Origin of the sequence: Aquariibacter albus (assembly GCF_014145335.1) — a bacterium.
Taxonomy (GTDB): domain Bacteria; phylum Pseudomonadota; class Gammaproteobacteria; order Burkholderiales; family Burkholderiaceae_C; genus Aquariibacter; species Aquariibacter albus.
This window is the reverse complement of record NZ_JACIVI010000001.1, coordinates 1,010,321-1,037,100: the sequence shown is the minus strand read 5'-3', so window position 1 is coordinate 1,037,100 and position 26,780 is coordinate 1,010,321. Positions and strand designations below refer to the sequence as shown.

At 72.6% G+C, this 26,780-nt stretch carries 20 protein-coding genes; 8 read left to right on the top strand and 12 right to left on the bottom strand.

The genetic code is table 11. The features are described 5' to 3' along the window. The first annotated feature begins 6 nt into the window (after nt 1-6). Genes H4F90_RS04640 through H4F90_RS04625 form a run of 4 tightly spaced genes read left to right on the top strand, consistent with a single transcriptional unit; the run spans nt 7 to nt 6,245 of the window. Nucleotides 7-561, top strand: coding sequence for a hypothetical protein (locus H4F90_RS04640; RefSeq protein WP_182661906.1), 555 nt, complete (start codon nt 7-9; stop codon nt 559-561). Beyond that, nucleotides 558-1,688 carry an efflux RND transporter periplasmic adaptor subunit gene (locus H4F90_RS04635; RefSeq protein ID WP_182661904.1) on the top strand — a complete coding sequence of 377 codons (1,131 nt, stop codon included), beginning with the start codon at nt 558-560 and terminating at the stop codon, nt 1,686-1,688. Before H4F90_RS04640 ends, H4F90_RS04635 begins: the two co-directional genes overlap by 4 nt. A 10-nt stretch (nt 1,689-1,698) precedes the next feature. Next, on the top strand, nt 1,699-4,821 hold the full coding sequence (locus H4F90_RS04630; RefSeq protein WP_182661902.1) for an efflux RND transporter permease subunit: 3,123 nt from the start codon (nt 1,699-1,701) through the stop codon (nt 4,819-4,821). A gap of 53 nt (nt 4,822-4,874) precedes the next feature. Further along, nucleotides 4,875-6,245: a PA0069 family radical SAM protein gene (locus H4F90_RS04625; RefSeq protein WP_220486044.1), complete on the top strand. Its 1,371-nt coding sequence runs from the start codon at nt 4,875-4,877 to the stop codon at nt 6,243-6,245. On the opposite strand, the gene H4F90_RS04620 is transcribed toward H4F90_RS04625, so the two are convergent. The 7 genes from H4F90_RS04620 to hemH all read right to left on the bottom strand — a co-directional run bounded on the left by H4F90_RS04620 (nt 6,227) and on the right by hemH (nt 14,313). Then, nucleotides 6,227-6,943: a phosphatase PAP2 family protein gene (locus tag H4F90_RS04620; protein WP_182661900.1), complete on the bottom strand. Its 717-nt coding sequence runs from the start codon at nt 6,941-6,943 to the stop codon at nt 6,227-6,229. The genes H4F90_RS04625 and H4F90_RS04620 overlap by 19 nt on opposite strands. A 1-nt stretch (nt 6,944) precedes the next feature. Continuing rightward, the gene (locus H4F90_RS04615; RefSeq protein WP_182661898.1) at nt 6,945-8,690 is read right to left on the bottom strand and encodes a phosphoethanolamine transferase; all 1,746 of its coding nucleotides are present in this window, start codon (nt 8,688-8,690) and stop codon (nt 6,945-6,947) included. A gap of 75 nt (nt 8,691-8,765) precedes the next feature. Continuing rightward, nucleotides 8,766-9,896, bottom strand: a complete 1,131-nt coding sequence (dnaJ, locus tag H4F90_RS04610; protein ID WP_182661896.1) for a molecular chaperone DnaJ — start codon at nt 9,894-9,896, stop codon at nt 8,766-8,768. Nucleotides 9,897-10,017: 121 nt separating this feature from the next. Further along, entirely contained in the window at nt 10,018-11,970 is a 1,953-nt protein-coding gene (gene dnaK, locus H4F90_RS04605; RefSeq protein WP_182661893.1) for a molecular chaperone DnaK, read from the bottom strand. Between the two features lie 104 nt (nt 11,971-12,074). Then, nucleotides 12,075-12,620, bottom strand: coding sequence for a nucleotide exchange factor GrpE (grpE, locus tag H4F90_RS04600; RefSeq protein WP_182661891.1), 546 nt, complete (start codon nt 12,618-12,620; stop codon nt 12,075-12,077). A 159-nt stretch (nt 12,621-12,779) separates the two neighbouring features. Beyond that, nucleotides 12,780-13,205, bottom strand: a complete 426-nt coding sequence (locus tag H4F90_RS04595) for an RNA-binding S4 domain-containing protein (RefSeq protein ID WP_182661889.1) — start codon at nt 13,203-13,205, stop codon at nt 12,780-12,782. A 13-nt stretch (nt 13,206-13,218) separates the two neighbouring features. Further along, nucleotides 13,219-14,313: a ferrochelatase gene (hemH, locus tag H4F90_RS04590; RefSeq protein WP_182661887.1), complete on the bottom strand. Its 1,095-nt coding sequence runs from the start codon at nt 14,311-14,313 to the stop codon at nt 13,219-13,221. Nucleotides 14,314-14,425: 112 nt separating this feature from the next. Here hemH and H4F90_RS04585 point away from each other — a divergent pair, with 112 nt between their 5' ends. After that, complete coding sequence (locus H4F90_RS04585; protein WP_182661885.1) at nt 14,426-15,169, top strand: HAD family hydrolase; 744 nt, start codon at nt 14,426-14,428, stop codon at nt 15,167-15,169. A 16-nt stretch (nt 15,170-15,185) separates the two neighbouring features. Here H4F90_RS04585 and H4F90_RS04580 read toward each other — a convergent pair whose 3' ends face one another. From H4F90_RS04580 to dnaG, 3 genes are all read right to left on the bottom strand, one after another. Then, nucleotides 15,186-16,109 carry an adenylate/guanylate cyclase domain-containing protein gene (locus H4F90_RS04580; protein WP_182661882.1) on the bottom strand — a complete coding sequence of 308 codons (924 nt, stop codon included), beginning with the start codon at nt 16,107-16,109 and terminating at the stop codon, nt 15,186-15,188. Further along, entirely contained in the window at nt 16,106-18,409 is a 2,304-nt protein-coding gene (gene rpoD, locus H4F90_RS04575; RefSeq protein WP_182661881.1) for an RNA polymerase sigma factor RpoD, read from the bottom strand. Before rpoD ends, H4F90_RS04580 begins: the two co-directional genes overlap by 4 nt. Nucleotides 18,410-18,713: 304 nt before the next feature. Continuing rightward, entirely contained in the window at nt 18,714-20,702 is a 1,989-nt protein-coding gene (dnaG, locus tag H4F90_RS04570; RefSeq protein WP_182661879.1) for a DNA primase, read from the bottom strand. A 240-nt stretch (nt 20,703-20,942) separates the two neighbouring features. Between dnaG and msrA the strand changes: the two genes are divergently transcribed. The 3 genes from msrA (at nt 20,943) to H4F90_RS04555 (ending at nt 24,411) form a co-directional block, all read left to right on the top strand. Continuing rightward, complete coding sequence (gene msrA / locus H4F90_RS04565) at nt 20,943-21,497, top strand: peptide-methionine (S)-S-oxide reductase MsrA (RefSeq protein ID WP_182661877.1); 555 nt, start codon at nt 20,943-20,945, stop codon at nt 21,495-21,497. Between the two features lie 139 nt (nt 21,498-21,636). Continuing rightward, nucleotides 21,637-22,017, top strand: a complete 381-nt coding sequence (locus H4F90_RS04560; protein ID WP_182661875.1) for a hypothetical protein — start codon at nt 21,637-21,639, stop codon at nt 22,015-22,017. A gap of 201 nt (nt 22,018-22,218) precedes the next feature. Beyond that, on the top strand, nt 22,219-24,411 hold the full coding sequence (locus H4F90_RS04555) for a TonB-dependent receptor (RefSeq protein ID WP_182661873.1): 2,193 nt from the start codon (nt 22,219-22,221) through the stop codon (nt 24,409-24,411). A 347-nt stretch (nt 24,412-24,758) separates the two neighbouring features. On the opposite strand, the gene H4F90_RS04550 is transcribed toward H4F90_RS04555, so the two are convergent. Both H4F90_RS04550 and pdxH read right to left on the bottom strand, forming a co-directional pair. After that, nucleotides 24,759-25,397, bottom strand: a complete 639-nt coding sequence (locus H4F90_RS04550) for a hypothetical protein (protein ID WP_220486042.1) — start codon at nt 25,395-25,397, stop codon at nt 24,759-24,761. A gap of 512 nt (nt 25,398-25,909) precedes the next feature. Then, complete coding sequence (pdxH, locus tag H4F90_RS04545; RefSeq protein WP_182661871.1) at nt 25,910-26,560, bottom strand: pyridoxamine 5'-phosphate oxidase; 651 nt, start codon at nt 26,558-26,560, stop codon at nt 25,910-25,912. Nucleotides 26,561-26,780 lie beyond the last annotated feature (220 nt).

Below are 26,780 nucleotides of genomic sequence, written 5' to 3'. Positions count from 1 at the left end.
CTGTCCATGAAAACCCTGTTCCTGTCCGCGCGTGCCGCGGCGCTCAGCCTGCTTCTCGCCGCACCGGCCTGGGCCGGTCCCGGCCACGACCACGGCGAGGACGCGCCGGCCGCATCCCCCGCCGTGCCGGCCGCCCCGCGCTTTGCCGCCCTGTCCGAACTCTTCGAGCTGGTCGGCGTGCTCGACGGCCGCCAGCTCACCCTCTACCTCGACGAGGCCGCGAGCAATGCGCCGGTCGAGGGCGCCCGCCTTGATCTGACCCTGGATGCCCAGCCCCTGGCCGTCGAGCCTGCGGGGCCCGGCCTCTACCGCGCCGAATGGCCCGAAGCCGCGCGGGCTGGGGTGCACGCGATCGCGGCCGTCGTGACCGACGGGGACCGCGTCGACATGCTCGGGGCCGAGCTGAACCTGGACCCGCAGGCACACCCGCACGAGCCCGCGGCCGGAGGGCATCCCCACGCCGCATGGCCGCCGGCCGCCTGGGCCGGACTCGCGGCCCTGGGTCTGGCCGGGCTGGGCGGTCTCGCCTGGCGCAGCCTGCGCAAGGGGGAGGCGGCATGAAGACGCACCCCTTCCGCCGCTCCGCCCTGCGCCTGCAGGCCCTGGCCCTGAGCTTCGGCCTGGGCCTGGCGCCGGCCTGGGCCGGTCCCGGTCACGACCATGGCGACGAGCCGGCCGTGCCGCGCCCGGCCGCGGCACCGCAGCGCCTGCCCGATGGCCGGGTGGCCCTGCCCAAGCCCGCCCAGCGCCAGCTGGGTCTGCGCACCCGGCCGGTCACGAGCGCCAGCCATCCGCTCAGCGTGACGCTCCATGCCCTCGTCGCGGCGGACCCCGAAGCCGCGGCCCGTGTGCAGGCCCTGAACGCCGGCCGCATCCAGCCCGGGCCGCGCGGCCTGCCCGGCCCAGGCCAGGCCGTGCGCCGTGGCGAGGTGCTGGCCCATGTGCTGAGCAGCGCCAGCCCGCTCGAGCGCGCCGGACAGGCCGCCCAGCTGGCCGAGCTGGACGCGGCCCGCGCGCTGGCCGAACGCCGCCTGGCCCGCGTGCGCGAGCTGGCCGACACCGTGCCGCGCCGCGAGATCGAGGCCCTGGAACTCGAGCTGCAGGGCCTGGACGCCCGGCGCAGCGCGGCCCGCCGCGGCCTGGAGGCCCGCGAAGCCCTGGTCGCGCCGGTGGATGGCGTGATCGCCTCGGCCGCGGTCTTCAGCGGCCAGGTGGTCGATGCCCGCGAACTGGTCTTCGAGATCGTGGACCCGCGCCGCCTGCGCCTGGAGGCCCTCAGCCACGACCCGGCCCTGGCCGCCCGCGTGGTCGGGGCCCGGATCGAGTGGGGCGGCCAGGCCCGGACGCTGCGCTACCTGGGGGCCGCCCCGCGCCTGCGCGAGCAGGCCCTGCCGCTTTACTTCCGACTCGATGAGCCGGCCGGCGCACCGCTGGCGCTGGGCCAGCTCCTGCCGCTGCAGGTGCAGACCCGCGAGCGCGTGCAGGGCCTGGCCCTGCCCAGCGCCGCGCTGGTCCGCAACCCGGCCAACCAGACCATCGTGTGGGTCAAGACGGCGCCCGAGCAGTTCGCGCCGCGCACCGTCGTCGTCGAGCCGCTGGACGGTGCGACGGTGGTGGTCACCCGCGGCTTGGAGGAGGGCGACCGCGTGGTGGTGCAGGGCGCGACCCTGCTCAACCAGATCCGCTGAGGGCCGCGCGATGTTCAAGTGGCTGCTCGAGAAAAGCCTGGGCAACCGGCTGCTGGTCGCGCTTGGCGCGCTGGTGCTGATGGCCTACGCTGCCTTCACCCTGACGACGACCCCGGTCGACGTCTTTCCCGACCTGAACAAGCCCACGGTCACGATCATGACCGAGGCCGGCGGCATGGCCGCCGAGGAGGTGGAACAGCTCATCACCCTGCCGCTGGAGGCCACGCTCAAGGGCCTGCCCGGCGTGGTGTCGATCCGCTCGGTGTCGACGGCGGGCCTGTCCTTCGTCTACCTCGGTTTCGGTTGGGAGGCCGAGATCTACCGCGCCCGCCAGCTCGTCGCCGAGCGGCTGGGCGCGATGGAGGAGGGGCTGCCGCCGGGCCTGGTGCCGCGCATGGGGCCGGTGAGTTCGGTGATGGGCGAGATCCTGCAGGTCGCGATCCCGGTCGATCCCCAGAAGACCTCGCCGATGGCCGTGCGCGAGCTGGCCGACTGGGTGCTGCGCCCGCGCCTGCTGGCCATCCCCGGCGTGGCCCAGGTCATCCCGATCGGCGGCGAGGTGCGGCAGTTCCAGGTGCAGCCCGACCCGCTGCGCATGGACACGCTGGGCGTGGGGCTGGATGCGATCCAGGCCGCGCTGCGCGGCTATGCGGCCAACACCTCGGGCGGCTTCGTCGAGCTCCATGGCCGCGAGGTGCTGATCCGCCACCTGGGCCGCAGCCCGCGGCTGGAAGACCTGCGCCGCCTGGTCGTCACCGCCCGCGACGGCCGGCCGCTGCTGCTGCAGCAGGTGGCGACGGTGGATTTCGCACCGGCGATCCGCCGCGGCGATGCCGGCTTCGAAGGCCGGCCCGCGGTGATCCTGGGCGTGCAGAAGCAGCCGACCGCCGACACGATCGCGCTGACCCGCGCGATCGAGCAGGCGCTGGACGAGCTGCGGCCCACGCTGCCCGCCGGCATGGAGGCGCCCCGCGTGACCTTCCGCCAGGCCAGCTTCATCGAGGCCTCGATCGCGACGCTGCAGGGCAAGCTGGCCGGCGCGGCGATCTTCGTCGCCGGCGTGCTGCTGGTCTTCCTGGGCACGCTGCGGCCGACGCTGATCGCGCTGACCGCCATCCCGGTGTCCCTGCTCGCGACCCTGCTGGTCTTCAAGGCCTTCGGCCTGTCGATCAACACCATGACGCTGGGCGGGCTGGCGATCGCGATCGGCGGCCTGGTCGACGACGCGGTGGTCGATGTCGAGAACATCCTGCGCCGCCTGCGCGAGGCCCGGCAGCGCGGCATGCCCTTCAGGCCGCTGGAGCTGGTGCGGCAGGCCTCGATGGAGGTGCGCTCGGGCATCGTGCTGGCCACCGCCATCATCGTGCTGGTCTTCGTGCCGCTGTTCGCGCTGCCGGGGCTGGAGGGCCGGCTCTTCGTGCCGCTGGGCGTGGCCTTCATCGTCTCCACCCTGGCTTCGCTGCTGGTGTCGGTGACGGTCACCCCGGTGCTGAGCGCCTGGCTGCTGCCGGGCATGAAGCGCCTGGCCCATGGCGACACCTGGCTGCTGCGGCGGCTCAAGGCCGGCTACGGCCGCACGCTGTCGGCGCTGCTGGCCCGCCCGGGCCGGGCGCGCGCGGCCGTGGCCGTGGGCGCGCTGGCGGTGCTGCTGGCGGCCCTGGCGCTGCTGCGCCTCCCGACGACCTTCCTGCCGCCCTTCAACGAGGGCACGCTGCTGATTGGCCTGCGCCTGAACCCGGGCGTGACCCTGGCCGAATCCTCGGCCCTGGCCCGTCAGGCCGAGCGCCTGGTGCGCGAGGTGCCCGAGGTCGTGCACGTGGGCCGCCGCAGCGGCCGGGCCGAGCTGGACGAGCATGCAGAAGGCGTGCACGTGAGCGAGCTGGACGTCGGCCTGCGCCCCGCGGCCGAGCTGAAGCGCAGCATGGACGCGATCCAGGCCGACCTCCGGACTCGCCTGGTGAACCTGCCGGCCGCCGTGGCCCTGGGCCAGCCGATCTCGCACCGCATCGACCACATGCTCTCCGGCGTGCGCTCGCAGATCGCGATCAAGCTCTTCGGCGAGGACCTGGACACGCTACGCAGCACGGCCGAGGTGCTGCGCGGCCGCCTGGCCGGCATCCCGGGCCTGGCCGACCTGGAGGTCGAGAAGCAGGTGCTCGCGCCGCAGATCAAGGTGCGGATCGATCCCGAGGCGGCAGCGCGGCTGGGCGTGTCCACCTCGATCGTGCTCGCGCAGCTGCAGACCCTGGTCGCGGGCGAGAAGATCACGCAGATCGTCGAGGGCGCGCGCCGCTTCGCGCTGGTGCTGCGCCTGCCCGAGGCGGTCCGCGGGGTCGAGGGCCTGCGGCAGCTGCTGGTCGAGACGCCGCATGGCGCCGTGCCGCTGGCCCGGCTGGCCAGCGTGGAGGAGGGCGACGGGCCCAACCAGATCAGCCGGGACGACGGCAGGCGGCGCATCGTGCTCTCCGCCAACGCCGCGGGCCGGCCGCTGTCCGAGGTGGTGGCCGACATCCGCCGGACGCTGGCTGCGCAGCCGCTGCCCGAGGGCCTGTCCCTCACCCTGGGCGGACAGTTCCAGGCGCAGGAGGAGGCGGCGCGGCGCATCGGCCTGCTGGCGCTGCTGTCCCTGGTGCTGATGTTCGCGGTGCTGTACAGCCGCTACCGCTCGCTGCGCCTGTCGGCCCTGGTGATGGCGAACATCCCGCTGGCCCTGGTCGGCGCGGTCGCCGGGCTCTGGCTTTCGGGCCAGCCGCTGTCGGTGGCCGCCATGGTCGGCTTCATCACCCTGGCGGGCATCGCGGTGCGCAACGGCATCCTCAAGCTCAGCCACTGGCTGAACCTGATGCGGCTGGAGGGCGAGGCCTTCGGCGTGCCGATGATCCTGCGCGGCTCGCTGGAGCGCCTGAGCCCGGTGCTGATGACCGCCCTGGTCACCGCGCTGGCGCTGGCGCCGCTGCTCTTCGAGGCCGAGCGGCCGGGCACCGAGCTGCTGTACCCGGTGGCGGTGGTGATCTTCTCCGGCCTGCTCAGCGCGACCCTGCTCGACACCTTCCTGAGCCCGGCGATGTTCTGGCTCTTCGGTCGGCGCGAGGCCGAGCGCCTGGCCGAGGAGCCCTCGCAGGAGATCCTCTAGCCAGGGGCTGCGGGCTTTTCGCCCGGGGCGTAAAACTGTATAAATAAACAGTTATGCGCCCCGACCCCTTCCCCCCCGACGAGCCCCAGCATGCCTGGGCCCCCAGCCTCGCCACCTCCCGCGCCGCCGCGCCGCGCAAGGGCCGCGGCACCGTTCAGCAGCCCCTGCCGCGCCATCAGGCCTGGCAGCGCGAGCCGGTCGACGACGGCTGGGGCGGGGCCGCCGAGGACCTGCCACGGGCTGGCGGGCGACACGGCCCGGACGCGCTGCCGCCCTCCGAGCCGGCCGATGACACCGGTGGGGCGGACGAGGGGGCCGACCCCGCGGCACGGCATCCGGCCGGACAGCCCGGGACGGCGGCGGAGCCCCTCGGCCCCGAGGCCGTGGCCGGCGCGCCCGATCGGCCCGCGCCCCTGCAAGTTGCCGAGGCCGATCCTGGGCCGGCCGGCCCGCGCACCACCCTGCATCCGGTGCGGGTGCGGCGCATGCTGTCGAGCAACGACTCGCCCGACGTGCCCTTCAGCCTCTCGCTGAACCCGTATCGCGGCTGCGAGCACGGTTGCATCTACTGCTACGCCCGGCCCAGCCACGCCTGGCTGGACCGCTCGCCCGGCCTGGACTTCGAGACCGAGATCGAGGTCAAGACCAATGCCGTCGAGCGCCTGCGCGAGGAACTGGCCCGGCCCGGCCACCGGCCCAGCCCGATCAACCTCGGCGCCGTGACCGACCCCTACCAGCCCGCCGAGCGCAGCTGGCGCCTGAGCCGTGGCCTGCTGGAGCTGCTGGTCGAGACCGGCCATCCCTTCACCATCGTCACCAAGGGCGCGGGCATCGTGCAGGACCTTGACCTGATCGCCCGGGCCGCGGCCCTCGGCCGTGCGGCGGTCTCGATCTCCCTCACCACCCAGGATCCGCGCCTGGCCCGCCTGCTCGAACCCCGGGCCAGCGCGCCGCATGCGCGCTGGGCGGCCGTGCGGCGCCTGGCCGAGGCCGGCGTGCCGGTGGCCGTGAATGCCGCGCCCATCATTCCCTTCCTCAACGAGCCCGAGATCGAGCGCATCGCCGCCCAGGCGGCGGCCCATGGCGCGGTCGCCTTGCACTACACCGTGCTGCGCCTGCCGCGCGAAGTGGCGCCGCTGTTCCGGCAGTGGCTGCAGGACCATGTGCCCGAGCGGGCCGAGCGCATCATGGCCCGCCTCCAGTCCATGCGCGGCGGACGCGACAACGACAGCGATTTCCGCCACCGCATGCACGGCGAGGGACCCTGGGCCGCGCTGATTGCGCAGCGCGTCGAACAGGCCGCCGCACGCCACGGCCTGGCGCGCCGCCTGCCGCGGCTGGACTGCAGCGGTTTCCGCCCGCCCGCGCCGCCGCCGCGCCGGCGGTCCGCGGCGCAGGACACCGCTCAGGTCGAGCTGTTCTGAAGCGGGCCGGTCACCGGCCGCATCGCGCGCCGGCCAAGCCAGGCTGCCTGCCAGCCCCAGCTCAGGGCCGCGCAGAGCCAGGCGCTCCACAGGCTGTGGCTGGGCGCGTGGGCACCGCGCAGCCATTGCGCCAGGCCGAAGAGCAGGCCGGCGGTCAGCACCGCCGCCAGCAGGCGTCGGGCACGCGCCGGCTGACGGCGCTGCCAGGCCCAGACCGTGGCCAGGTGGGCAAAGGCGCCGGCGGCATGGCCCGAGGGGAAGCAGTGGCCGGGGCCACCGTCCTGCTGCGCCCAATCCCAGTGCGACACCCAGTGGGCGCGGCCTCCGAACTCGACCAGCGACCAGGGGCAGCTCGTGGTGCTGAACTGCTTGAGCATCGGCACCAGCAGCAGGGCCAGCAGCAGGCCGCTGAGCCAGACGGCGCGTTCCGCCCGGCTCAGCGAGCTGGCGCCGCCGCGGCCGAACTCGGGGGCCAGGCAGGCCCAGGCGCTCAGCAGCAGGGCCAGGGCCGAGACCAGGCGGCCGCCGTCGTGCAGACCCTGGGCCAGCAGCGGATGGTTGCGGCCGGCAAAGCCCGCGGGGCCGCCGACCCAGCCCAGGCTCAGGCGGTCGAGGCCGCTGAAATCCCAGGCCAGGATCAGCAGCGCCAGCAGCAGCAGCACGAGGGGCGTGCTCAGTCGAGAAGAACCGTCCCTCATCTCAGCGCCCCAGGCTTGCGCAGGCCTGCATCAGGTCCAGCTCGGGCCGGTACTCCCTGGAACGCAGGCCGGTCAGGCCATAGACGGTGTGGAAGAGCAGGTCGTGGCTCAGCGCACGATCGCGCTGCCGGCCCAGGCAGCCCTGCGGTCCGAGCGCTTCGCGGCGGGCCGCGTCGAGCCACAGGATCATCGGCACATGGGTCTGGCTGGCCGGGGCGATGGCGCGGGGCAGGCCGTGCAGGTAGAGCCCGTTCTCGCCCAGCGACTCGCCGTGGTCGGACAGGTAGAGCATGCTGGTCGCGTGGGTGGCCGAGTGGCTTTCCAGCCAGTCGGTGGCGCGGGCCAGCACACGGTCGGTTTCGAGCAGCGCGTTGTCGTAGGCGTTGACCACCTGCTCGCGCGGACAGTCGGCCAGCATCTCGCTGCGGCATTCCGGCTGAAAGCGCTTGAGGGCATCGGGCGAGCGTGCGTGGTAGCGCGGGCCGTGGTTGCCCATCATGTGCAGCACGAGGACGATGCCGCGGGCGCGACGTGCCGGGTCGAGGGCGGCGATGCGTTCGTCCAGGCCGTGCAGCAGGGCCTCGTCCAGACAGCCCCTGCCTTCGGCGCAGAGCCCGGCCGGCAGCGGGCCGGCGCCCGAGGCGGGCAGCTCGGCCCGGGCCTGGGGGATGCGTTCGCACAGGCCCTTGCAGCCGGATTGGTTGTCGACCCACAGCACGGCCAGTCCGGCACGCTGCAGGGCATCGAGCAGGTTCTCGCTTTCGCCGCGACCACTGTCCAACCGTGCCTCGTGGCCCTTGCGGCCCCAGGGCGAGAACATGCACGGCAGCGAGGCCGCGGTGCTGGTGCCGCAGGACTCGACCGCCTGGAAGCTCAGCACCGGACGGCTCGACAGCTCGGGGTTGGTCGGCCGCGGGTAGCCGTTCAGCGCGAAATGGTCGGCCCGCGCGGTTTCGCCCAGCACCAGCAGCAGCAGCGGCGGCCGCGCCGGCCGCTCCGGCAGCACCGAGTGCACATCCAGGGCGATCGGCTCGGGCGGGCCCTTGGGCTGGGCCTGGCTGCGCGCGGCCAGCAGGCCGAAGGCCCAGGCGGCATTCAGCGGGCTGGCCTGGTAGCGCAGGGCCTTGTGGTTGCGCAGGATGGCGGCGTAGCCGCCGAAGTTCGCCGCCAGCAGGGCGGCCAACACCAGCAGCAGGCCGGCCAGCAGACGCAGGCGCGGCAGCCGGGCCAGGGGGCCGCGGGCCGGACCGCCCGGCCAGCGCCGCAACAGCAGCAGCGGCAGGCCGGCCAGCAGCAGCAGGTGCAGCCCCAGGCCCAGGCCGAGCAGGTCGCGGGTTTCGCGCCAGTCGGTCTGCATCACGTTGCGGGCCATGTCGACGTCGATCACGACCCCGTAGGCGCCCTGGTAGTGCGCCAGCACGGCGCAGACGACGAGGATCAGCGCCAGGGCCGGCCGCAGCAGGCGCCGGGCACTCAGCAGCAGCAGCGGCAGCGCCGTCAGCGCGGCGAGCAGCGCGAACAGCATCAGGCCCTGGCCGAAGCCCCGCAGGCCCTGGGCCTCCGGCAGCTGCAGCCAGCTGCGCCACAGAGGCCAGTTGGCCGGCCCCGCGATCCAAAGGGCCGCGATCAGCAGCAGCGGGCCCGGGTCCCAGGGGCGGCCCACCCTGAGTGCAGGGGCCGGGGAGGAGACAGCGGGGCGGGCTTCGACGGCGCTCGCGCCGGGCTGCGGGGGCAGGACATCGGACATGGCCGCCATGGTCGGCGGAGCCGATGAAGCCCGCCTGAAGCCAGCCCCGCCGGCTTCAGGCCCCGCGCCCGGGCCTTACTTGAACAGGTCCTTGACCCGGTCTGTCCAGCTCTTGGCGTTCGGCGAGTGCTTGTCGCCGCCCTGCTGCAGGGCCTCGTCAAGCTCGCGGAAGAGCTTGCGCTGGGTGTCGTTGAGCTTGACCGGGATCTCCACCGCCACATGGCAGTAGAGGTCGCCCGGCGTGCTGGCCCGCACGCCCTTCACGCCCTTGCCGCGCAGGCGGAAGGTCTTGCCATGCTGGGTGCCCTCGGGCAGCTCGATCTCGGCCTTGCCCGCCAGGGTCGGCACCTCGATCGCCCCGCCGAGCGCGGCCGTGCTCACGCTGACCGGCACGGTGCAGTGCAGGTCGTCGCCGTCACGCTCGAAGACCTCATGGGCCTTGATGCGGATCTCGATGTAGAGGTCGCCCGGGGGGCCGCCATTGCTGCCGGGCTCGCCGTTGCCGGCCGAGCGGATCCGCATGCCTTCAGCGATGCCGGCCGGGATGCGCACTTCCAGCGTCTTCTGCTTCTTGATCTGACCCGCGCCGTTGCAGGCGGGGCAGGGCTCCGGAATGATCTTGCCGCTGCCGCGGCAGTGCGGGCAGGTCTGCTGGATGCTGAAGAAGCCCTGGCGCAGGTGGACGGTGCCGGTGCCGTTGCAGGGCGTGCAGGCCTTGGCGCTGGTGCCGGCCTTGGCACCACTGCCCTTGCAGCTGCCGCATTCCTCCCAGCTCGGGATGCGGATCTGCGTTTCCTTGCCGAAGGCGGCTTCCTCCAGCGTGATCTCCATCGAGTAGGAGAGGTCGCTGCCGCGGTAGACCTGCTGGCCACGGCGGCCGCCGCCCTGGCCGAAGATGTCCCCGAAGATGTCGCCGAAGGCTTCGGCGAAGCCGCCCATGCCCTCGCCCCCGGCGCCGCGGCCGCCCATGTTCGGGTCGACCCCGGCATGGCCGAACTGGTCATAGGCCCCCCGCTTCTGCGGGTCGGAGAGCATCTCGTAGGCCTCCTTGGCCTCCTTGAATTTCTCCTCGGCTTCCTTGGCCCCCTCGCCCTGGTTGCGGTCGGGGTGGTACTTCATGGCCAGCTTGCGGTAGGCCTTCTTGATGTCGTCGTCGCTCGCGCTCTTCGGCACGCCGAGGATGTCGTAGTAGTCGCGCTTGGCCATCGGGAGTCAGCTGGAAAGGCGCAAGGCCCTCGTGGGATGCACGAGGGCCGGACGCGGGGTCAGTGGGAGGCCGCCCGGGCTGCGGGCGGCGCGTCGGGGCGCAGGGCGGCCCGTGTCACGATCACTTCGCGTCCTTGACTTCCTTGAAGTCGGCATCGACGACATCGTCGGCCGCCGCCGCAGCCTTCGGGGCCTCGGCGCCCGCCGCGGCCGAACCGGCACCGCCGGCCGCCGCCGCTGCCTGCGCCGCCTGGGCTTCGGCATAGACCTTCTCGCCCAGCTTCTGGCTCACGCTCATCAGGGCTTCGGTCTTGGCCTCGATCGCGTCCTTGTCCTCGCCCTTCAGGGCCTCGTCGGCCTCCTTGAGCGCGGCTTCGATCTTCTCCTTCTCGCCGGCTTCGAGCTTGTCGCCATGCTCGGCCAGGCTCTTGCGCACCGAGTGCACCATGGCGTCGCCCTGGTTGCGGGCCTGGATCAGTTCGAGCTTCTTCGCATCCTCGGCGGCGTTCAGCTCGGCGTCCTTCACCATCTTCTGGATCTCTTCTTCCGAGAGGCCCGAGTTCGCCTTGATGGTGATCTTGTTCTCCTTGCCGGTGCCCTTGTCCTTCGCGCCGACGTGCAGGATGCCGTTGGCGTCGATGTCGAAGGAGACCTCGATCTGCGGCGTGCCGCGCGGGGCCGGCGGGATGCCTTCGAGGTTGAACTCGCCCAGGCTCTTGTTGCCGGCGGCCATCTCGCGCTCGCCCTGGAAGACCTTGATCGTCACGGCCGGCTGGTTGTCGTCGGCGGTCGAGAACACCTGCGCGAACTTGGTCGGGATGGTGGTGTTCTTCTTGATCATCTTGGTCATCACACCGCCCAGGGTCTCGATGCCCAGGGACAGCGGGGTGACGTCGAGCAGCAGCACGTCCTTGCGGTCGCCCGAGAGCACCTGGCCCTGGATGGCGGCACCGACGGCCACGGCCTCGTCGGGGTTCACGTCCTTGCGCGGCTCCTTGCCGAAGAAGGCCTTGACCGTGTCCTGCACCTTGGGCATGCGGGTCATGCCGCCGACCAGGATCACGTCGTCGATGTCGGCCACGTTCACGCCGGCATCCTTCACCGCGGTGCGGCAGGGGGCGATGGTGCGCTCGATCAGCTCCTCGACCAGCGACTCCAGCTTCGCGCGGCTCAGGCGGATGTTGAGGTGCTTGGGGCCGGTCGCGTCGGCCGTGATGTAGGGCAGGTTCACGTCGGTGGCCGAGGACGAGGACAGCTCGATCTTGGCCTTCTCCGCGGCTTCCTTGAGGCGCTGCAGGGCCAGCACGTCCTTGCTCAGGTCGACGCCCTGTTCCTTCTTGAACTCGCCGATGATGAAGTCGATGATGCGCTGGTCGAAGTCCTCGCCGCCGAGGAAGGTGTCGCCGTTGGTCGACAGCACTTCGAACTGCATCTCGCCGTCGACGTCGGCGATCTCGATGATCGAGATGTCGAAGGTGCCGCCGCCCAGGTCATACACCGCGATCTTGCGGTCGCCCTTGCCGTGCTTGTCCAGGCCGAAGGCCAGGGCCGCGGCGGTGGGCTCGTTGATGATGCGCTTGACTTCCAGGCCGGCGATGCGGCCGGCGTCCTTGGTGGCCTGGCGCTGGGCGTCGTTGAAGTAGGCCGGCACGGTGATGACGGCTTCGGTCACCGCTTCGCCGAGGTAGTCCTCGGCGGTCTTCTTCATCTTGCGCAGCACCTCGGCGCTGACCTGCGGCGGCGCGAACTTCTTGCCGCGCACCTCCACCCAGGCATCGCCGTTGTCGGCGGCGCTGATGGTGTAGGGCATCAGGTCGATGTCCTTCTGCACTTCCTTCTCGGTGAACTTGCGGCCGATCAGGCGCTTGACCGCGTACAGGGTGTTGCGCGGGTTGGTGACCGCCTGGCGCTTGGCCGAGGCGCCGACCAGCACCTCGCCATCCTCCTGGTAGGCAATGATCGACGGCGTGGTGCGCGCACCCTCGCTGTTCTCGATCACCTTGGTGGTGTTGCCTTCCATGATGGCCACGCAGGAGTTCGTGGTGCCGAGGTCGATGCCGATGATCTTGCTCATGGGATTGCTCCGGGGAGAGGTGTAAGAGGTTTGCCGTGCAGTTGGGGGGGCGCGCGGCGGAATTCAAGGGGCGGCGGGCGCGGCCTGGGCCGGCCCGCGGGGCATCACTTCGGGGCCGAGACCGTGACCAGCGCCGGCCGCAGCACGCGGTCGACGATCAGATAGCCCTTCTGCAGCACGGCGACCACGGCGTTGGCCTCGTGCTCCGAGGGCACGACGCTGATGGCCTGGTGCTGGTGCGGATCGAACTTGCTGCCGGCGGCCGGGGCAAGCTCGACCACCTTGTGGCGCTCCAGGGCCTGGGCCAGCTGGCGCAGGGTGGCATGGCTGCCTTCGCGCAGCTGCTCCGGCGTGGCGTTCTCGATGGCCAGCGCGGCTTCGAGGCTGTCCTTGACCGGCAGCATGCTCTCGGCAAAGGACTCCACCGCGAACTTGCGGGCCTTGGAGACTTCCTCCTCAGCGCGGCGGCGGGTGTTCTCGACCTCGGCCTTGGCGCGCAGGAAGGCATCCGAAACCTCGGCGTGGCGTTGCTTCAGCTCGGCCAGTTCGGCGGCGACATCGGCCGGCACGGCGGTCGTCGGCTCGGCGGTGCCGGCCTGGGGCAGGGGGGCGGCGTCAAAGGACGGTTCGGAACGGGTGGCGTCGGACATCGGGCGGAAGGGCGGGGTGCCGGTCGGCGGGACAGGAGATGGGATCGGCGTCGATCCCGCGATGGCCGGCAGATGGGGGCCCCTCGCCGGGCTTCAAGGGCTGGGGACGAAAAAAATCCGCGTCGGCCGGCGGGTCTTGCCGGGGCGGGGGGGGGCCGCTCAGTCCAGGCTCACGCTCCAGCGCTGCCATTCGACCAGCTGGCGCCGGTCGCGCTTGGTGGGGCGCCCCTGGTCCAGGCTGGATGCAGGTTCGATGCCCATGCGGCGCTGCTCGGCCAGCTCGGCCCGCCGCGCCACGCTTTCGGGCGTTTCCTCGTAGAGCTGCTGGGCGACCGGGGCCGGGCCGCGCACCGCGCTGAGGCCGCGCACGCGCACCGTGCGCGGCATGCCGCCCGGGCTCAGGTCCAGCACATCGCCGAGATGCAGCTGCCGCGCCACCTTGGCCGGCTGGCCGTTGACCTTGACCTGATGGCGCTCGACCGCCTCGGCCGCGAGGGCGCGGGTCTTGTAGAAGCGCGCAGCCCAGAGCCATCGATCCAGCCGTTCGCCGGGCAGGGCGGTCGGCGGCGGGGGCGGGCGGCTCATCGGACGGACCGCCTCAAGCCTTGGCGCCCCGGGCCAGGGCCCGGGTGCAGCGGGCCGCGCGCTCGGCCGGCTCGGGCGCCGGACCGTCCGGCCAGCCCTGCAGGTGGCGGCTGGCGATGCCGGCCAGGGCCTCGATCCAGGCCGGATCGGCATTCAGGCAGGGCACGTGGTGGAAGACCTTGCCGCCGGCCTCCAGGAAGGCGTGGCGGGCTTCCTGGGCAATCTCCTCCAGGGTCTCCAGGCAGTCGGCGACGAAGCCCGGGCAGAACACATCGACCCGGCCGATGCCTTGCTGGCCCAGGGCGACCAGGGTCGGCTCGGTGTAGGGCTCTAGCCACTTGGCCTTGCCGAAGCGGCTCTGGAAGGTGGTCAGCAACTGCTCGGGCGGCAGGCCCAGGCGCTCGCCGAGCAGACGCGCCGTCTTCAGGCACTGGCAGTGGTAGGGGTCGCCGAGCGTCAGCGTGCGCTCGGGCACGCCATGGAAGCTCAGCACCAGGCGATCGGGCCGGCCGTGCTCGGCCCAGTGGGCCTCCAGGCGGCGGGCCAGGGCCTCGATGTAGGCAGGGTCGTCGTGGTACTGGTTGACGAAGCGCAGCTCGGGCAGGCGTCGCTGGCGACCCGCCCACGCATAGACCGCGTCGAAGACGCTGGCGGTGGTGGTGGCCGAGTACTGGGGGTAGGCCGGCAGGATCAGCACGCGGGTCGCCCCCTCGGCCTTGAGCGCGTCGAGCTGGCGCGCCACCGACGGCTGGCCGTAGCGCATCGCCGGCAGCACCCGCAGCGCGCCGCGGCCAGCCTGCGCGAAGGCCTCGGCCAGGCGATGCGCCTGGGCGCGGGTCCAGACTGCCAGCGGCGAACCCTGCTCGGTCCAGACCGTCGCGTACTTGGCCGCCGACTTGGCCGGCCGCAGCCGCAGGATGATGCCGTGCAGGATGGGCAGCCAGACCAGGCGCGGAATCTCGACCACGCGCGGGTCGCTCAGGAACTCGGCCAGGTAGCGGCGCAGGGCCGGCGCCGTGGCGGCGTCCGGCGTGCCCAGGTTCACCCAGAGGACGGCGGTGTGCTCGGCCTGATCGTGACGGTAGGAAGGTTCGGCCTGGTGCTTCATCGGGTCGGGAAGGGCATTCGGAGCCGGATTGTCGCCGCCCGAGCCGGCCTTGCCCTGCGCTCGGAATCGCCCGCAGCACCGGGCCGCCGGACGGGGGCGGCACACTTCGGCGATGCGCGCCGATGCCCTCCTGCCCACTTTGCCGCCGGTCGATCCGGCACGGCTCGGGGCCTTGACCCTCGACCTCGACGACACCCTGTGGCCGATCGGCCCGACCTTGGCCCGGGCCGAGCAGGCCCTGGCTGACTGGCTGGCCCGCGAGGCGCCCGCCACGGCGTCGGCCTGGCCGCCCGCACGGATGCTCGTGCTTCGCGAGCAGGTCGGCCGGGCCCACCCTGCACTGGCGCACGACCTCAGCGCGCTGCGGCGGCTGACGCTGGAACAGGCCCTGCGCAGCGCGGGGGACGACCCCGGCCGGGCCGGGGAAGCCTTCGAGGTCTTTCTCGCGGCGCGCCAGCGCGTCGATCTGTATCCCGGGGTCGCCGAGGCCCTCGACCGCCTGGCGGCCCGCTGGCCGCTCTATGCCCTCAGCAATGGCAATGCCGATCTCGCGAAGACGGGCGTCGGGCGCTGGTTCCGGGGCAGCCTGTCGGCCCGCGAGGCGGGGGTGGCCAAGCCGGATCCCCGCATCTTCCACCAGGCCTGCCAGCGTCTCGGCCAGGCGCCGGCCGCCGTGCTGCACATCGGTGACGACCTGCGGGCCGACGTGCTTGGCGCGCGGGGGGCCGGCCTGCGCGCGGCCTGGCTGCGTCCGGCCGCGCAGGCCGATCCCGGACAGCCGGCCTGCTGGCAGGGCGTCGACCTGCCGGCCCTGAGCCACTGGCTGCTCGGCAGCCCCCCATCGGTCCCGCGCTGAGGAGGCGCCCGCAGCCTCAGCGCCCGGGGTCTTCCACGGCGAAGCGCAGCGTGGCGCTGCCTTCGCTGCCCGGCGGGCCGCCCAGGCTGATCCAGCCGTGGCCCTGCAGGCGCTGGCGCTCGCGGCGCAGCACCACCAGCTCGCCGGCCGGCGTGCCCAGGCGCAGGTAGCTGCCGTTCGCGCTGAGGTCGACCAGCTCGAAGCTGCCCTCGCGCCATTCGATCAGGGCATGGCTGCGCGAGACCCGCGGCTGGGTGAACGGCACCGTCGCATCGCTGCGCCGACCCAGCGTGGCAGGCAGCTCCGTCGGGCCGAGCCGGAGGTCCAGACCTTCCCCGCGCAGGCTCAAGACCTGAGCCTGCGGCAGGCCGCCGACCATCCGCGACGCCTCGAAGACCACGGTCTGCGCCGACGCCCCACGCTGCCGGCCGGCCGGCAGCCGATAGGCCTGGACCACCGCCTGGCGGCCCCGCAGGCGCAGCGCCCCGAGGCGATGGAAGCGCGCGCGCTCGTCGCCGTCCAGCGCGGCGACCAGCTCGGCGGTTGCCAGGATCTCGTCATCCCCGGCGCGGTCCAGCAGCCGGGCGGCAACGTTCAGGTCGTCGCCGAGCCAGTCCTCGCCCACCGCGACCAGCTCGCCGTGGGCCAGACCCACCCGCAGCGCCAGCCGGCGCCCGCCCGAGGACTGGGCCTGCTGCTGCATGGCCTCGGCGGCCTGCACGGCATGGCCCGGCTCGACGAAGACGGCCATCAGGCCGTCGCCGAGGGTCTTGACCGGGTGGCCGTGATGGGCCCGGGCCAGCGCGACCATCGCCGCCACCCGCTCGGCCACCTGGGCGGCGGCCGACACATTGCCCAGCCGCTCGAACAGCCCGGTGCTGCCCCGCAGGTCGGCGAACAGCACGGTGCGGCGCCGCGGCGCCGTCCCGCCTTCGCTCACAGGTTGTCGAGGTAGGTGCGCAGCTTGTCCGAACGGCTCGGGTGCTTGAGCTTGCGGATGGCCTTGGCCTCGATCTGGCGGATGCGCTCGCGGGTCACGTCGAACTGCTTGCCGACTTCCTCGAGCGTGTGGTCGCTCTGCATCTCGATGCCGAAGCGCATGCGCAGCACCTTGGCTTCGCGCGGCGTCAGCGAATCGAGGATGTCCTTCACCACATCGCGCAGGCCGGCCTGCATGGCGGCTTCGATCGGTGCGGTGTTGTTGGTGTCCTCGATGAAGTCGCCCAGGTGCGAATCGTCGTCGTCGCCGATCGGCGTCTCCATGGAGATCGGCTCCTTGGCGATCTTCATGATCTTGCGGATCTTGTCCTCGGGCATCTCCATCTTCTCGGCCAGCGTCGGGGCGTCCGGCTCGTAGCCGAACTCCTGCAGGTGCTGGCGCGAGATGCGATTCATCTTGTTGATCGTCTCGATCATGTGCACCGGGATGCGGATGGTGCGCGCCTGATCGGCGATGGACCGCGTGATGGCCTGGCGGATCCACCAGGTCGCGTAGGTCGAGAACTTGTAGCCGCGGCGGTATTCGAATTTGTCCACCGCCTTCATCAGGCCGATGTTGCCTTCCTGGATCAGGTCGAGGAACTGCAGGCCGCGGTTGGTGTACTTCTTCGCGATCGAGATGACCAGGCGCAGGTTGGCCTCGATCATTTCCTTCTTCGCGTCGCGGCTGGCCTTCTCGCCCTGGTTCATCTTCATGTTGATGAGCTTCAGGTCGTCGATCGGCACGACGGCGCGCGACTGGATGTCGGCCAGCTTCTGCTGCAGGTCCTGGATGGGCGGCAGGTTGCGGCCCATCACCGCGCTGTAGGGCTTGCCGGCCGCGGCTTCCTTCTCGGCCCACTGCAGGTTCAGCACATTGGGCGGGAAGCTCTTGATGAAGTGCTCCTGCGGCATGCCGCACTTGTCGACGACGATCTTGCGGATCTCGCGCTCGTAGCGGCGGATGTCGTCGACCTGCGAACGCAGGATGGCGCACAGCTTCTCGATCGTCTTGACCGTGAAGCGGATGCTCATGATCACGCCGCTGACCGCGTACTGGGCCTTGTTGTAGGACTGGGCCTTGTAGCCGTCCTTCTCGTAGGCCTTGCGCATGCGCTCGAAGTTCTCGCGCAGCTCGTCGAGCTTGACGAGCGCCGCGGTCTTCAGCTCCTCGAGCTTCTTGGTCAGGGCCTTGCTGCCGCCGGCGCCGTCGTCGTCCTCGGATTCGTCGAATTCGTCGAAGTCTTCCTCGGCCACGTAGTCGTCGGCCTCGTCGTCGGACACGAAGCCGTCGACGACCTCGGAGATCTGCATCTCGCCGGCGCGGATCTTGTCGGCCAGCTCCAGGATCGCGGCAATGGTGGCCGGCGACTCGCTGATCGCCAGCATCATGGCCTGCAGGCCACCTTCGATGCGCTTGGCGATCTCGATCTCGCCCTCGCGGGTCAGCAGCTCGACCGTGCCCATCTCGCGCATGTACATGCGCACCGGGTCGGTCGTGCGGCCGAATTCGCTGTCGACGGTGGAAAGCGCGGCCTCGGCTTCTTCCTCGGCCTCTTCCTCGGTCGAGGTGGAGGTGTTGCCCCCGGCGATCAGCAGGGTGGCCGCGTCGGGCGCCTGCTCGTAGACCGCGATGCCCATGTCGTTGAGCATCGAGATGATGGCTTCCAGGATCTCGTCGGCCACCAGCTTCTCGGGCAGGTGGTCGTTGATTTCCTGGTGGGTCAGGTAGCCCCGGGTCTTGCCCATCTTGATGAGGGTCTTGAGCTCCTGGCGGCGCTTGTTGACTTCCTCATCGGTCAGCAGGGTCTCGTCGAGCCCGAACTCGCGCATCAGCGCGCGTTCCTTGGCCCGGCTGACCTTCATCCGCAGCGGCTTGGCCTTGGGTGTGTCGGCCTCGATCTCGGCGACCGGGCTTTCCGCACTGGCTTCCGCTTCAACCTCGCCCTCGACCTCGGCCTCGATCTCGGCTTCCAGGTCGCTGAAGTCCTCTTCCTCGGCAGCGGCCTTGACCGGCTCGGCCTTGGCCGCCTTGCCCTTGGCCGCCTTGGCCGGCTTGTCCGCCTTGGCGGCCGCCGTCTTGCGGGCCGGGCGGGCGGGCGCGTCCTCGTCGAGGTTCAGCACCTCCTCAGCCACGGCCTTGGCGCCCGTCTTGGCCTTGCCCGCGGCGCGGGCCGGGGCCGTCTTGGCGGCGTCTTCGGCGGGCAGCGGGGCGGCGGGGGCCTTCGCCGTCTTGGCGGGCGCGCTCTTCTTCGCGGTCATGCGGATCCTCGGGGGTCAATCTCAGGGATGGGGCAGGCAGGCCCGGCCGAGGGCCAGGCTTGCAAGGACGGCGCCAGGCGGTGCCGCCGGCCCGTGGACGAAGGGTCTCTCCCGCGCCAAGGCGCCAACCCCTCGCAGCGGCAAGCTTGCGTGAACCGTGTCAGTGCAGAGAGGCGGTGCCGGTGGCCCATGGATGCTGCCCGTTTCGCGGGGGGCCGGGGGTCGCTCGGTCTGCGGTCACTCTTGCCGCATTCGGAAGCGGCGGATTGTACCTGCGCCCACCTCGGCAACCCGGGACGCGGCCTCAGCCCGGCGTCTGGGCCAGGCTGGTTTCCAGCGCACGCCGGCGGGTGTGCAGGGCCCGCCAGCGCTGCAGGGCGGCCGGGTCTTGTGCGGCCGCGGCGATGGCCTCGCTTTCCTCGCGCTTGAGCTGCTCGATCCACAGCCGGTCGACGAGGCGACGCAGGGCCTGCGGCGATTCGGCCACGACCGGGCTCTCGCCGCCGGGGTCGGGCGCGAGATCGGCCAGGCCCTCGGGCACCAGGCGCAGCGCGGCACGGGCGAAGGCCGGCGGCTCGCCGTCGTCGTCCGGCGCAAGGCCTTGCAACACGGCGCGCAGGGCTGGCCAGGGCTGGGGACCGTGCTCGGCCAGCTCGCGTTCCAGCCAGGCGACCAGCGCGCCCAGCGGGGCCGGCAGGGCATGCAGCAGCTCATGGTCCTCGGGGCCGAGCCGGTCCCAGCCGGCCGGGTCGGTCAGCAGCAGGCGCAGCACGTGGTCGGCCGGGCTGGCGGGCGCACGGCGCGGGCCCCGCGGCGCACTGGCCTCGCGATCACGGTCGCGCCCGCCGGCCCAGGGCTTGTCGCGCCAGCGGCCCTCGGCATCGCGCTTGCCGCGCCAGCCGCTGCGCGGGGTGCCGTCGTCGTCGGCGCGGTCTTCCGGCGGCGGGGCTGCCTCGGCGCGGCCCCGGCTGCGCCCCGCCGGGCTGGACCAGAGCTGCAGCAGGTCCTCCGCCTCCAGCCGGCCGAGCGCGGCCAGCTCGCCCAGCAGGCCGCGCTTGAGCGCGCCGTCGGGCAGGGCCGTCCACATCGGCCGGGCCTGGGCCAGGGCGCGTGCGCGGCCCTCGGCGCTGCCCAGCTCGCAGCCCTCGGCGGCCTGCTCGACCAGCTGGCGCGAGAGCGGCACCGCCTGCTCGACCAGGCGCTGGAAGGCCTCGGCGCCATGCTCGCGCACATAGCTGTCGGGGTCGTGTTCGGGTGGCAGGAAGAGAAAGCGCACGCTGCGCGTGTCGCTGGCATGGGGCAGGGCGGCCTCCAGCGCGCGGCCGGCGGCACGGCGGCCGGCGGCATCGCCGTCGAAGCTGAAGACCACCTGCTCGGTGAAGCGGAAGAGCTTCTGCACATGCTCGGCCGTGCAGGCGGTGCCGAGCGTGGCCACCGCGTTCTCGATGCCGAGCTGGGCCAGGGCCACCACGTCCATGTAGCCCTCGACCACCAGCACATGGCCGACCCGCCGCAGCGCCGCCCGCGCCTCGAACAGGCCGTAGAGCTCGCGGCCCTTGTGGAAGACCGGCGTCTCGGGCGAGTTCAGGTACTTGGGCTCGCCGCCATCGAGCACGCGCCCGCCGAAGCCGATGACCTCGCCGGTCACGTTGCGGATCGGGAACATGACCCGGTCGCGGAAGCGGTCGTAGCGCCGGGCCTCGGCCGCATCGGCGCCGTCCTCGTCCTTCAGGATGACCAGGCCTGAATCGGCCAGCAGGGGGTCGTCGTAGCGCGGGAAGACGCTCGCCAGGCCGCGCCAGCCCTCGGGGGCATAGCCCAGGCCGAAGCGGGCGGCGATCTCGCCCGACAGGCCGCGGCCCTTCAGGTAGGCAATCGCCTTGGGGCTGGCCTTGAGCTGGGCCTTGTAGTGCGCGGCGGCCCGGGCCAGCACCTCGGTCAGGGTGTGCTGGCGGGCCTTGGCGGCCTTGTCGCGCTCGCGCTCGGCCGGGCTGCGTTCGTCCTCGGGCACCTGCAGGCCGACGCCGCCGGCGAGTTCGGCCACGGCATCCTTGAAGCCCAGGCCGGCGTACTCGACCAGGAAGCGCAGCGCATCGCCGTGCACGCCGCAGCCGAAGCAGTGGTAGGTCTGGCGGCTCGGGCTGACGATGAAGCTCGGCGATTTCTCACCGTGGAAGGGGCACAGGCCCTTGTGGTTGACGCCGGCCTTCTTGAGCTGCACATGCCGGCCGACCACCTCGACGATGTCGACGCGGGCGAGCAGGGTCTGCAGGAAATCGGCGGGAATGGCCACGGTGGCAGGCGGAACACAGAGGTCGGGCGGCGGGAGAGGGGCCCGGAACAGGCCGCGAGTGTCGCCTCCACGGCCCCTCGTCCGCCGCCTCGGTCGACCCGCAGCCGAAGCGGCGGGCCAGGCGTCGGGCCAGGTGGTGGGGCCGGGGCTTGACGGCTCATGCAAGATGGGCATGAAGACCGTGTCAGGATGCGCAGCCCCCGCGCGACCGACCCGCATCGCCCCCGCCCTGCCTGCACCATGGACACCGCCGCCCCTTCGACCCCCGCCTCCGAACTGGCCACCCTGGCGGGTGGCTGCTTCTGGTGCACCGAGGCCGTCTTCCTCGACGTCGAGGGCGTGCTGGCCGTGCAGTCCGGCTACAGCCAGGGGCAGGTCGCCTCGCCCAGCTACGAGCAGGTCTGCACCGGCCGCACCGGCCATGCCGAAGTGATCCGCGTGCGCTTCGACCCCGAGCGTGTCAGCTACCGCACCCTGCTCGAGATCTTCTTCGAGGTGCACGACCCCAGCCAGCCCAACCGCCAGGGCGCTGACGTCGGCCCCCAGTACCGCAGCGGCATCTACACCCACAGCGAGGCCCAGGCAGCGACCGCGGCCGAAGTGATCGCCGCACGCCGGGCCGCCGGCCAGACCGTGGTCACCGAAGTCGAGCCCGAGCACAGCTACTGGCCGGCCGAGGGCTACCACCAGAACTACGTCGCCGAGCATCCGAACCAGCCCTACTGCCTGTTCGTCGCCAAGGCCAAGGTCGAGGCCTTCCGCCAGGCCTTCCCCGGCCGGCGCAAGCTGCGCTGAGGCTGGACGGCGGCCCATGAGCCCCAAGCCCTTGCCCACGTCGCCTCGCCTGCCCCCTGGGGGTAGGCGGTCGGCGGCCGGTCCCCTGCGCCGGGGGCGGGCTGGGCTGTGGGCGTCGCGGTCCGGCCTGCTGGGGCGGGTGTTGCTGGTCCTGGCCCTGCTGCTGGCCCAGGGGCTGGGCCGGGTCCACGGACTGGCCCATGGTCTGCCCTCGGGCGGGCAAGTCGCCTTCGGCCCCGCCAAGGCCCTGGCGCAGACGCCAGCCGCAGCGGCCGGCCCGCAAGCGCTTCACGGCCACGGGCATCCGGTGTCCTCGCCCGCGCATGCGGCCGACCATGCGGCCGGCAGCGCGCTCTGCCAGCTGCTCGACGACCTGGCCCAGGCGCCGCTTGGCCTGCCCGTCCCGCCCGGCCTGCCCGCCGGGCCCGCGGCCGAAGCCCGCCCCGCCGTTCCCCGGCCGGCCCCGCCGCAGGCCGAGGCCCCGGCCGCCCGGGCGCGCGATCCCCCCCTGCGGGCCTGAGGCTCCGGCCGCTCCCCTCGTCGCCCGCACGGCGACCGGGGACCGGTCGTGTCGCGCCTTGCGGCCTGGCCCGGCGTCCTGGAGGACGGTCGGTCGGCCTCGCATGGCCCCGGCCGCTGCCCTGCCACGCCACCTGCCTGGCGCCCAGCGGCCCCGCAGCCCGCGCCCCCTGCCGGGGCCGGGCCTGTCCCCAGGTCGTCCATGTCCTCGATTGCTTCCCTGTCCGCGGCGCCCGTGCCGCGCCGCCTGCTGCTGGCCTTGCTGGCCGCCTTCACCGGCCCGCTGGCCGCCCAGTCCCCCCCATCCGATTCGGCAGACGCACCCGCCGCGGCCACCCTGCCGCCGCGCCTCATCACCGGCAACCCGCTGGGGCAGGAGGTCACCGGCACGCCGGCCACCGTCATCCAGGGCGAGGCCCTGGTCCTGCGCCGCGGCAGCTCCCTGGCCGAGACCCTGTCCGGCACCCCCGGCGTCGCCGCCACCGCCTTCGGCCCGAATGCCAACCGGCCGCTGATCCGCGGCCTGGACGGCGACCGCATCCGCATCCTGAACAACGGCGGTGCCAGCCTTGACGCCTCCGGCCTCAGCTTCGACCACGCCGTGCCCATCGACCCGCTGGCCGTCACCCGCATCGAGGTGCTGCGCGGCCCGGCGGCCCTGCTCTACGGTGGCAGCGCGATCGGCGGTGTCGTCAACGCCCTCGACCGCCGCATCGCCACCGAGACGCCCGAGGGCGTGGAAGGCGCGGTCGAGCTGCGCGGCGGCGGCGCCGCCCGGGAGGAGGGCGCCAGCGCCGTGCTGGACGCCACCGTGCTGCCCGGTGCTGCGGCCGGCACCGGCCTCGTCCTGCATGTGGACGCCTTCCGCCGCCGCACCGAGGACCTGCGCACCCCGCGCTACGACCGGCCCGACGGCGCGGGCGGCAGCACCCGCGCCGACCGCGTCCTCAACTCGGCCAGCCGCGCCGAGGGCGGCGCCGTCGGCCTAAGCTGGGTGGGCCGCGACGGCCACCTCGGCCTGGCCCTGGACCGCTACGAGAACCGCTACGGCATCGTCGCCGAGGAGGACGTGACCATCCGCATGAAGCAGGACAAGCTGGCCCTCGCCGGCGAATGGCGCTGGGCCCAGGGCCCGCTGCGCCGCCTGAGCGGCCGGGTGCAGGACAGCGACTACCGCCATGCCGAGGTGGAAGGCGATGGCGCCGTCGGGACCCGCTTCGGCCGCAAGGGGCAGGATGCGCGCTTCGAGGCCGAGCATGCGCCCCTGGGCGCGATGCGCGGCGTCCTCGGCCTGCAGCTCGAACGCAGCCGCTTCAGCGCCCTGGGCGAGGAAGCCTTCCTGCCCGCGACCCGCAGCCGCCAGCAGGCCGTCTTCCTGCACGAAGAGCTGCCGCTCGGCGCCCTGCTGGGCCGCGCGCCGGAAGCCGAAACTGCCCCTGCAGCTGCTGCCCGCCAGCCCGGCCGGGCCGAGGCCGGCGACCCGCGCGGCCTGCGCGAACCCCGCCTGAGCTTCGGCGCCCGCCTGGAGCGCAGCCGCATCGCCTCCGCCGGCGACGCGCCCGGCGCCGACCCGCAGTTCGGCGACGCCCAAAGCCGCCGCTTCACCGCCCGCAGCCTGGCCGCCGGCCTGCTGTGGCCCCTGGCCTCGGGCTGGCAGGCCAGCGTCAACCTCGCCCGCAGCGAACGCGCGCCCACCGACTACGAGCTCTACGCCAAGGGCCTGCACCTGGCCACCGCCGCCTTCGAGCAGGGTGACCCCAGCCTGCCCACCGAACGCGCCCGCAGCCTGGACCTGGGCCTGGCCTGGCAATCCGGCCCGGCGCGGATCAGCGGCCAGCTCTACCGCAGCGACTTCAGTCGCTTCATCGGCCTGATCCCCACGGGGGCCGACGCCGACACCGACGAAGGCCCGGTGCCCATCTACGCCTTCCAGCCGGTCCGTGCGCGCTTCACCGGCTTCGAACTGGAAGGCCACTGGCGCTGGACGCATGGCCGCGGCGAGGGCGCGCACTGGACCGAGCTCGGCGCCAGCCTGGACCGCGTGCGGGCCGAAAACCTCAGCGCCGGCGAGGCCCTGCCGCGCATCCCGCCGCAGCGCCTGGGCCTCAGCCTGGCCCACGGCTGGGCCGGCTGGACCCTGCGTGCCGAAGCCCGCCACGCCGCCCGCCAGGACCGCGTGCCCGCCGAGGACGAAGCCACCCCCTCGTCCACCGTGCTCAACCTGGCCGCCAGCCACCGCTGGCGCCTGGCGGACGACCGCGAAGCCCTGTTCTTCCTGCGCCTGGACAACCTGACCGACGAACTGGCCTACAACGCCAGCACCATCGCCACCGTGCGGCGGCTGGCGCCGCTGGGGGGACGCAGCGTGAGTGCAGGGCTGCGGTTCAGTTACTGAGCGCCCCCAGGGCCGGGCTGCGCCCAGCCCGGCCCCGCGGGGGTCCAGGCAACTTGGGGCGGCCCGGCCTCCTTTTGAGAGCGGGCGGGCCGGGGTGCGGCGTGCGGCCCCGAGGGGGTACGGCGGCACGCGCAATGACGGTCGCCCCCGCCAAGACCGGCAAGGCCGCCAAAAAGCGTGGCTGAGGACCTGCACCGGGTCGGTCTGACCGCGAGCTTCCTGGAGCGGCTGGGCGCCACCCTGGCCTTCCTGACCGAAGCCGACGCGGCCTTTGCCTCAGTGGCGCTGCCCCCAAGGTCCGACACCTTGCTGCGCAATGCCCAGGTTGCGGGCCGCTTGTCCGTGGATCATTTCGCGGCAGGAAGGGCTTCGATATGCAGCCGGGTCATCCAGTGCGAGTTCTCGTCCGCCTCGGCCAGATCGGCCGGCACGATCGGTCGCTCCGGATTGCCCTTGGGGGCGATGATGGGGTCCATGTCGACATCGTGCAGCCGCCCCTCAATCAGCGTGCCCCCTGCCTGCGCCCAGCGCAGTCGGTAGTAGTGGCCGTTGCGGCTGCCGATGTGCGGCACCGACGGCTTCTTGTGCAGGAACATCAGCGCGTATTCCAGCGGCACCAGGTCCGAGCGGCTGATCACCGGCTCCACCTCGTAGGGGAAGTGGCAGATCTGCTGCTTGGGACCGGTCAGGCACTTGAAGGGCCGCATCGCGAGGAAGTGCTCCGAGGTCCGGTCGGCATCCAGCTTCACCTTGAAGCGCCAGCGGCCCTCACCCGCTGGCTCGAAGCTCACACGGCCCAGTTCCACCTGCTCGCCCGCTGCATTGCTCAGCAGGATGCGGTGCGGGCCCATCGGCCCCGGCGTGGCCGGACCCGCACCCGCGGCCGATATTCCGGCCAGCAGCAGCCCGGCCAGCGCGCCCCTGCCCAGGGAGAACACGCCAAGCCGGCGGGCCGCCGGTGACGACAGGCATGAAGATATAGACATGGGGGCCTCCGGTTCTGGGAACAGAAAACCGCACCGTAAGTCCGCCCGCACCGCTCGTAAGTGACGAGGTCACCCAAGCACGATCGGAGGGCAGGATTCCCAACCTGGCCGGCCGCTCCCAAGCCGCCGTGCCATGCCCTGCACAGCGTCAGCCGAAAGCCCTCCACCAGCGCGCCCGGCGTGTTGATCCAGGCCAGTCAGTTTCCGAGCGGAACGTGCCGGGGGCGGTCCGTCCCTTGAGGGACACGGCAAGGCCGCCCCGCCGTGTTCGGACTTGGCAGCCCGGCCTCCGGTCGACCGCAGGAAGCCCTGCCGATCGTCCACGTCGAGTAACTGGCCAAGGGCGCGACATCCGGCGGGGCGTTGCCGTGCATCCAAGCGGTCGCCTGGCTCTGCGACGGCTGGGCAGCGGACAGGCCGGCGGGACAGGCCTGCTTCGTTTCAGGCACATGGAGTTGTGTGGGATCGCGGCACCGGGCAGGTCAGCGCTTCATGACCCAACGGCCAACCCCTCACGGCGCCAACCTCTCCCTCACCCACCCCGCCTCCCCCCGCCCCGGATCGGCCGGCCGGTAGCGGATGCGGTCGTGCAGGCGGCTCTTGCGGCCTTGCCAGAACTCCCAGGCTTCGGGGTGCAGGACGAAGCCGCCCCAGTGCGGCGGGCGGGGCGGGTTCAGGCCGTGGCGCAGGGCGGCTTCGGCGGCCTGGGTGACGAGCACGCTGCGGCCGGGGATGACTTCGCTTTGCGGCGAGGCCCAGGCGCCCAGGCGGGAATCGAGCGGGCGGGAGGCGTAGTAGGCGTCCGACTCGGCCTCGGGCAGGCGTTCGACGCGGCCTTCGATGCGCACCACCCGTTCCAGCTCGACCCAGTGGAATTGCAGGGCGGCCCAGGGGTGGGCGGCCAGTTCACGGCCCTTGCGGCTGGCGTAGTTGGTGTACCAGATGAGGCCGCGCGCATCGCAGCCCTTGAGCAGCACGACGCGGGTGGAGGGCCGGCCTTCGGGGCCGACGGTGGCCAGGGTCATGGCGGTGGGCTCGGGCACGCCGCCGTCGATGGCCTGCTGCAGCCAGGTCTGGAACTGGGCGAGCGGGGCTTCGGCGGCTTCGGTCTCGTCGAAGGTGGCCCGTTCGTAGCTTTTGCGCAGGTCGGCAAGAAAGGTCATGGCCGCAGTTTAGGAGCCGCTCCTCGGCCTGGCAGGTGGCGGGGCAGGGCGGTGTGGCCTACACGCTTGAAGGGGCTTTGTCCGTGGCCCGGGATTTGCCCTGGGCCGTCGGCGGGGCTTGCCGGGGTGCATCCCGGCGGGCAGGCCCAGGCGCGAACATCGGCCGGCTGACAAATCCCTTGCGTCCAGTTCGCCTGCCCACGACACCGACCCACCGCCC

Excerpts from the sequence above, each read along its gene's own strand:
- dnaJ (WP_182661896.1), bottom strand. The coding sequence starts at position 9,896 with ATGGCCAAGCGCGACTACTACGACATCCTCGGCGTGCCGAAGAGCGCG.
- dnaK (WP_182661893.1), bottom strand. The coding sequence starts at position 11,970 with ATGAGCAAGATCATCGGCATCGACCTCGGCACCACGAACTCCTGCGTG.
- H4F90_RS04640 (WP_182661906.1), top strand. The coding sequence starts at position 7 with ATGAAAACCCTGTTCCTGTCCGCGCGTGCCGCGGCGCTCAGCCTGCTT.
- H4F90_RS04555 (WP_182661873.1), top strand. The coding sequence starts at position 22,219 with ATGTCCTCGATTGCTTCCCTGTCCGCGGCGCCCGTGCCGCGCCGCCTG.
- H4F90_RS04635 (WP_182661904.1), top strand. The coding sequence starts at position 558 with ATGAAGACGCACCCCTTCCGCCGCTCCGCCCTGCGCCTGCAGGCCCTG.
- H4F90_RS04615 (WP_182661898.1), bottom strand. The coding sequence starts at position 8,690 with ATGTCCGATGTCCTGCCCCCGCAGCCCGGCGCGAGCGCCGTCGAAGCC.
- pdxH (WP_182661871.1), bottom strand. The coding sequence starts at position 26,560 with ATGACCTTTCTTGCCGACCTGCGCAAAAGCTACGAACGGGCCACCTTC.
- H4F90_RS04595 (WP_182661889.1), bottom strand. The coding sequence starts at position 13,205 with ATGAGCCGCCCGCCCCCGCCGCCGACCGCCCTGCCCGGCGAACGGCTG.
- rpoD (WP_182661881.1), bottom strand. The coding sequence starts at position 18,409 with ATGACCGCGAAGAAGAGCGCGCCCGCCAAGACGGCGAAGGCCCCCGCC.
- hemH (WP_182661887.1), bottom strand. The coding sequence starts at position 14,313 with ATGAAGCACCAGGCCGAACCTTCCTACCGTCACGATCAGGCCGAGCAC.
- H4F90_RS04630 (WP_182661902.1), top strand. The coding sequence starts at position 1,699 with ATGTTCAAGTGGCTGCTCGAGAAAAGCCTGGGCAACCGGCTGCTGGTC.
- H4F90_RS04625 (WP_220486044.1), top strand. The coding sequence starts at position 4,875 with ATGCGCCCCGACCCCTTCCCCCCCGACGAGCCCCAGCATGCCTGGGCC.
- H4F90_RS04550 (WP_220486042.1), bottom strand. The coding sequence starts at position 25,397 with ATGTCTATATCTTCATGCCTGTCGTCACCGGCGGCCCGCCGGCTTGGC.
- msrA (WP_182661877.1), top strand. The coding sequence starts at position 20,943 with ATGGACACCGCCGCCCCTTCGACCCCCGCCTCCGAACTGGCCACCCTG.
- H4F90_RS04585 (WP_182661885.1), top strand. The coding sequence starts at position 14,426 with ATGCGCGCCGATGCCCTCCTGCCCACTTTGCCGCCGGTCGATCCGGCA.
- H4F90_RS04620 (WP_182661900.1), bottom strand. The coding sequence starts at position 6,943 with ATGAGGGACGGTTCTTCTCGACTGAGCACGCCCCTCGTGCTGCTGCTG.
- grpE (WP_182661891.1), bottom strand. The coding sequence starts at position 12,620 with ATGTCCGACGCCACCCGTTCCGAACCGTCCTTTGACGCCGCCCCCCTG.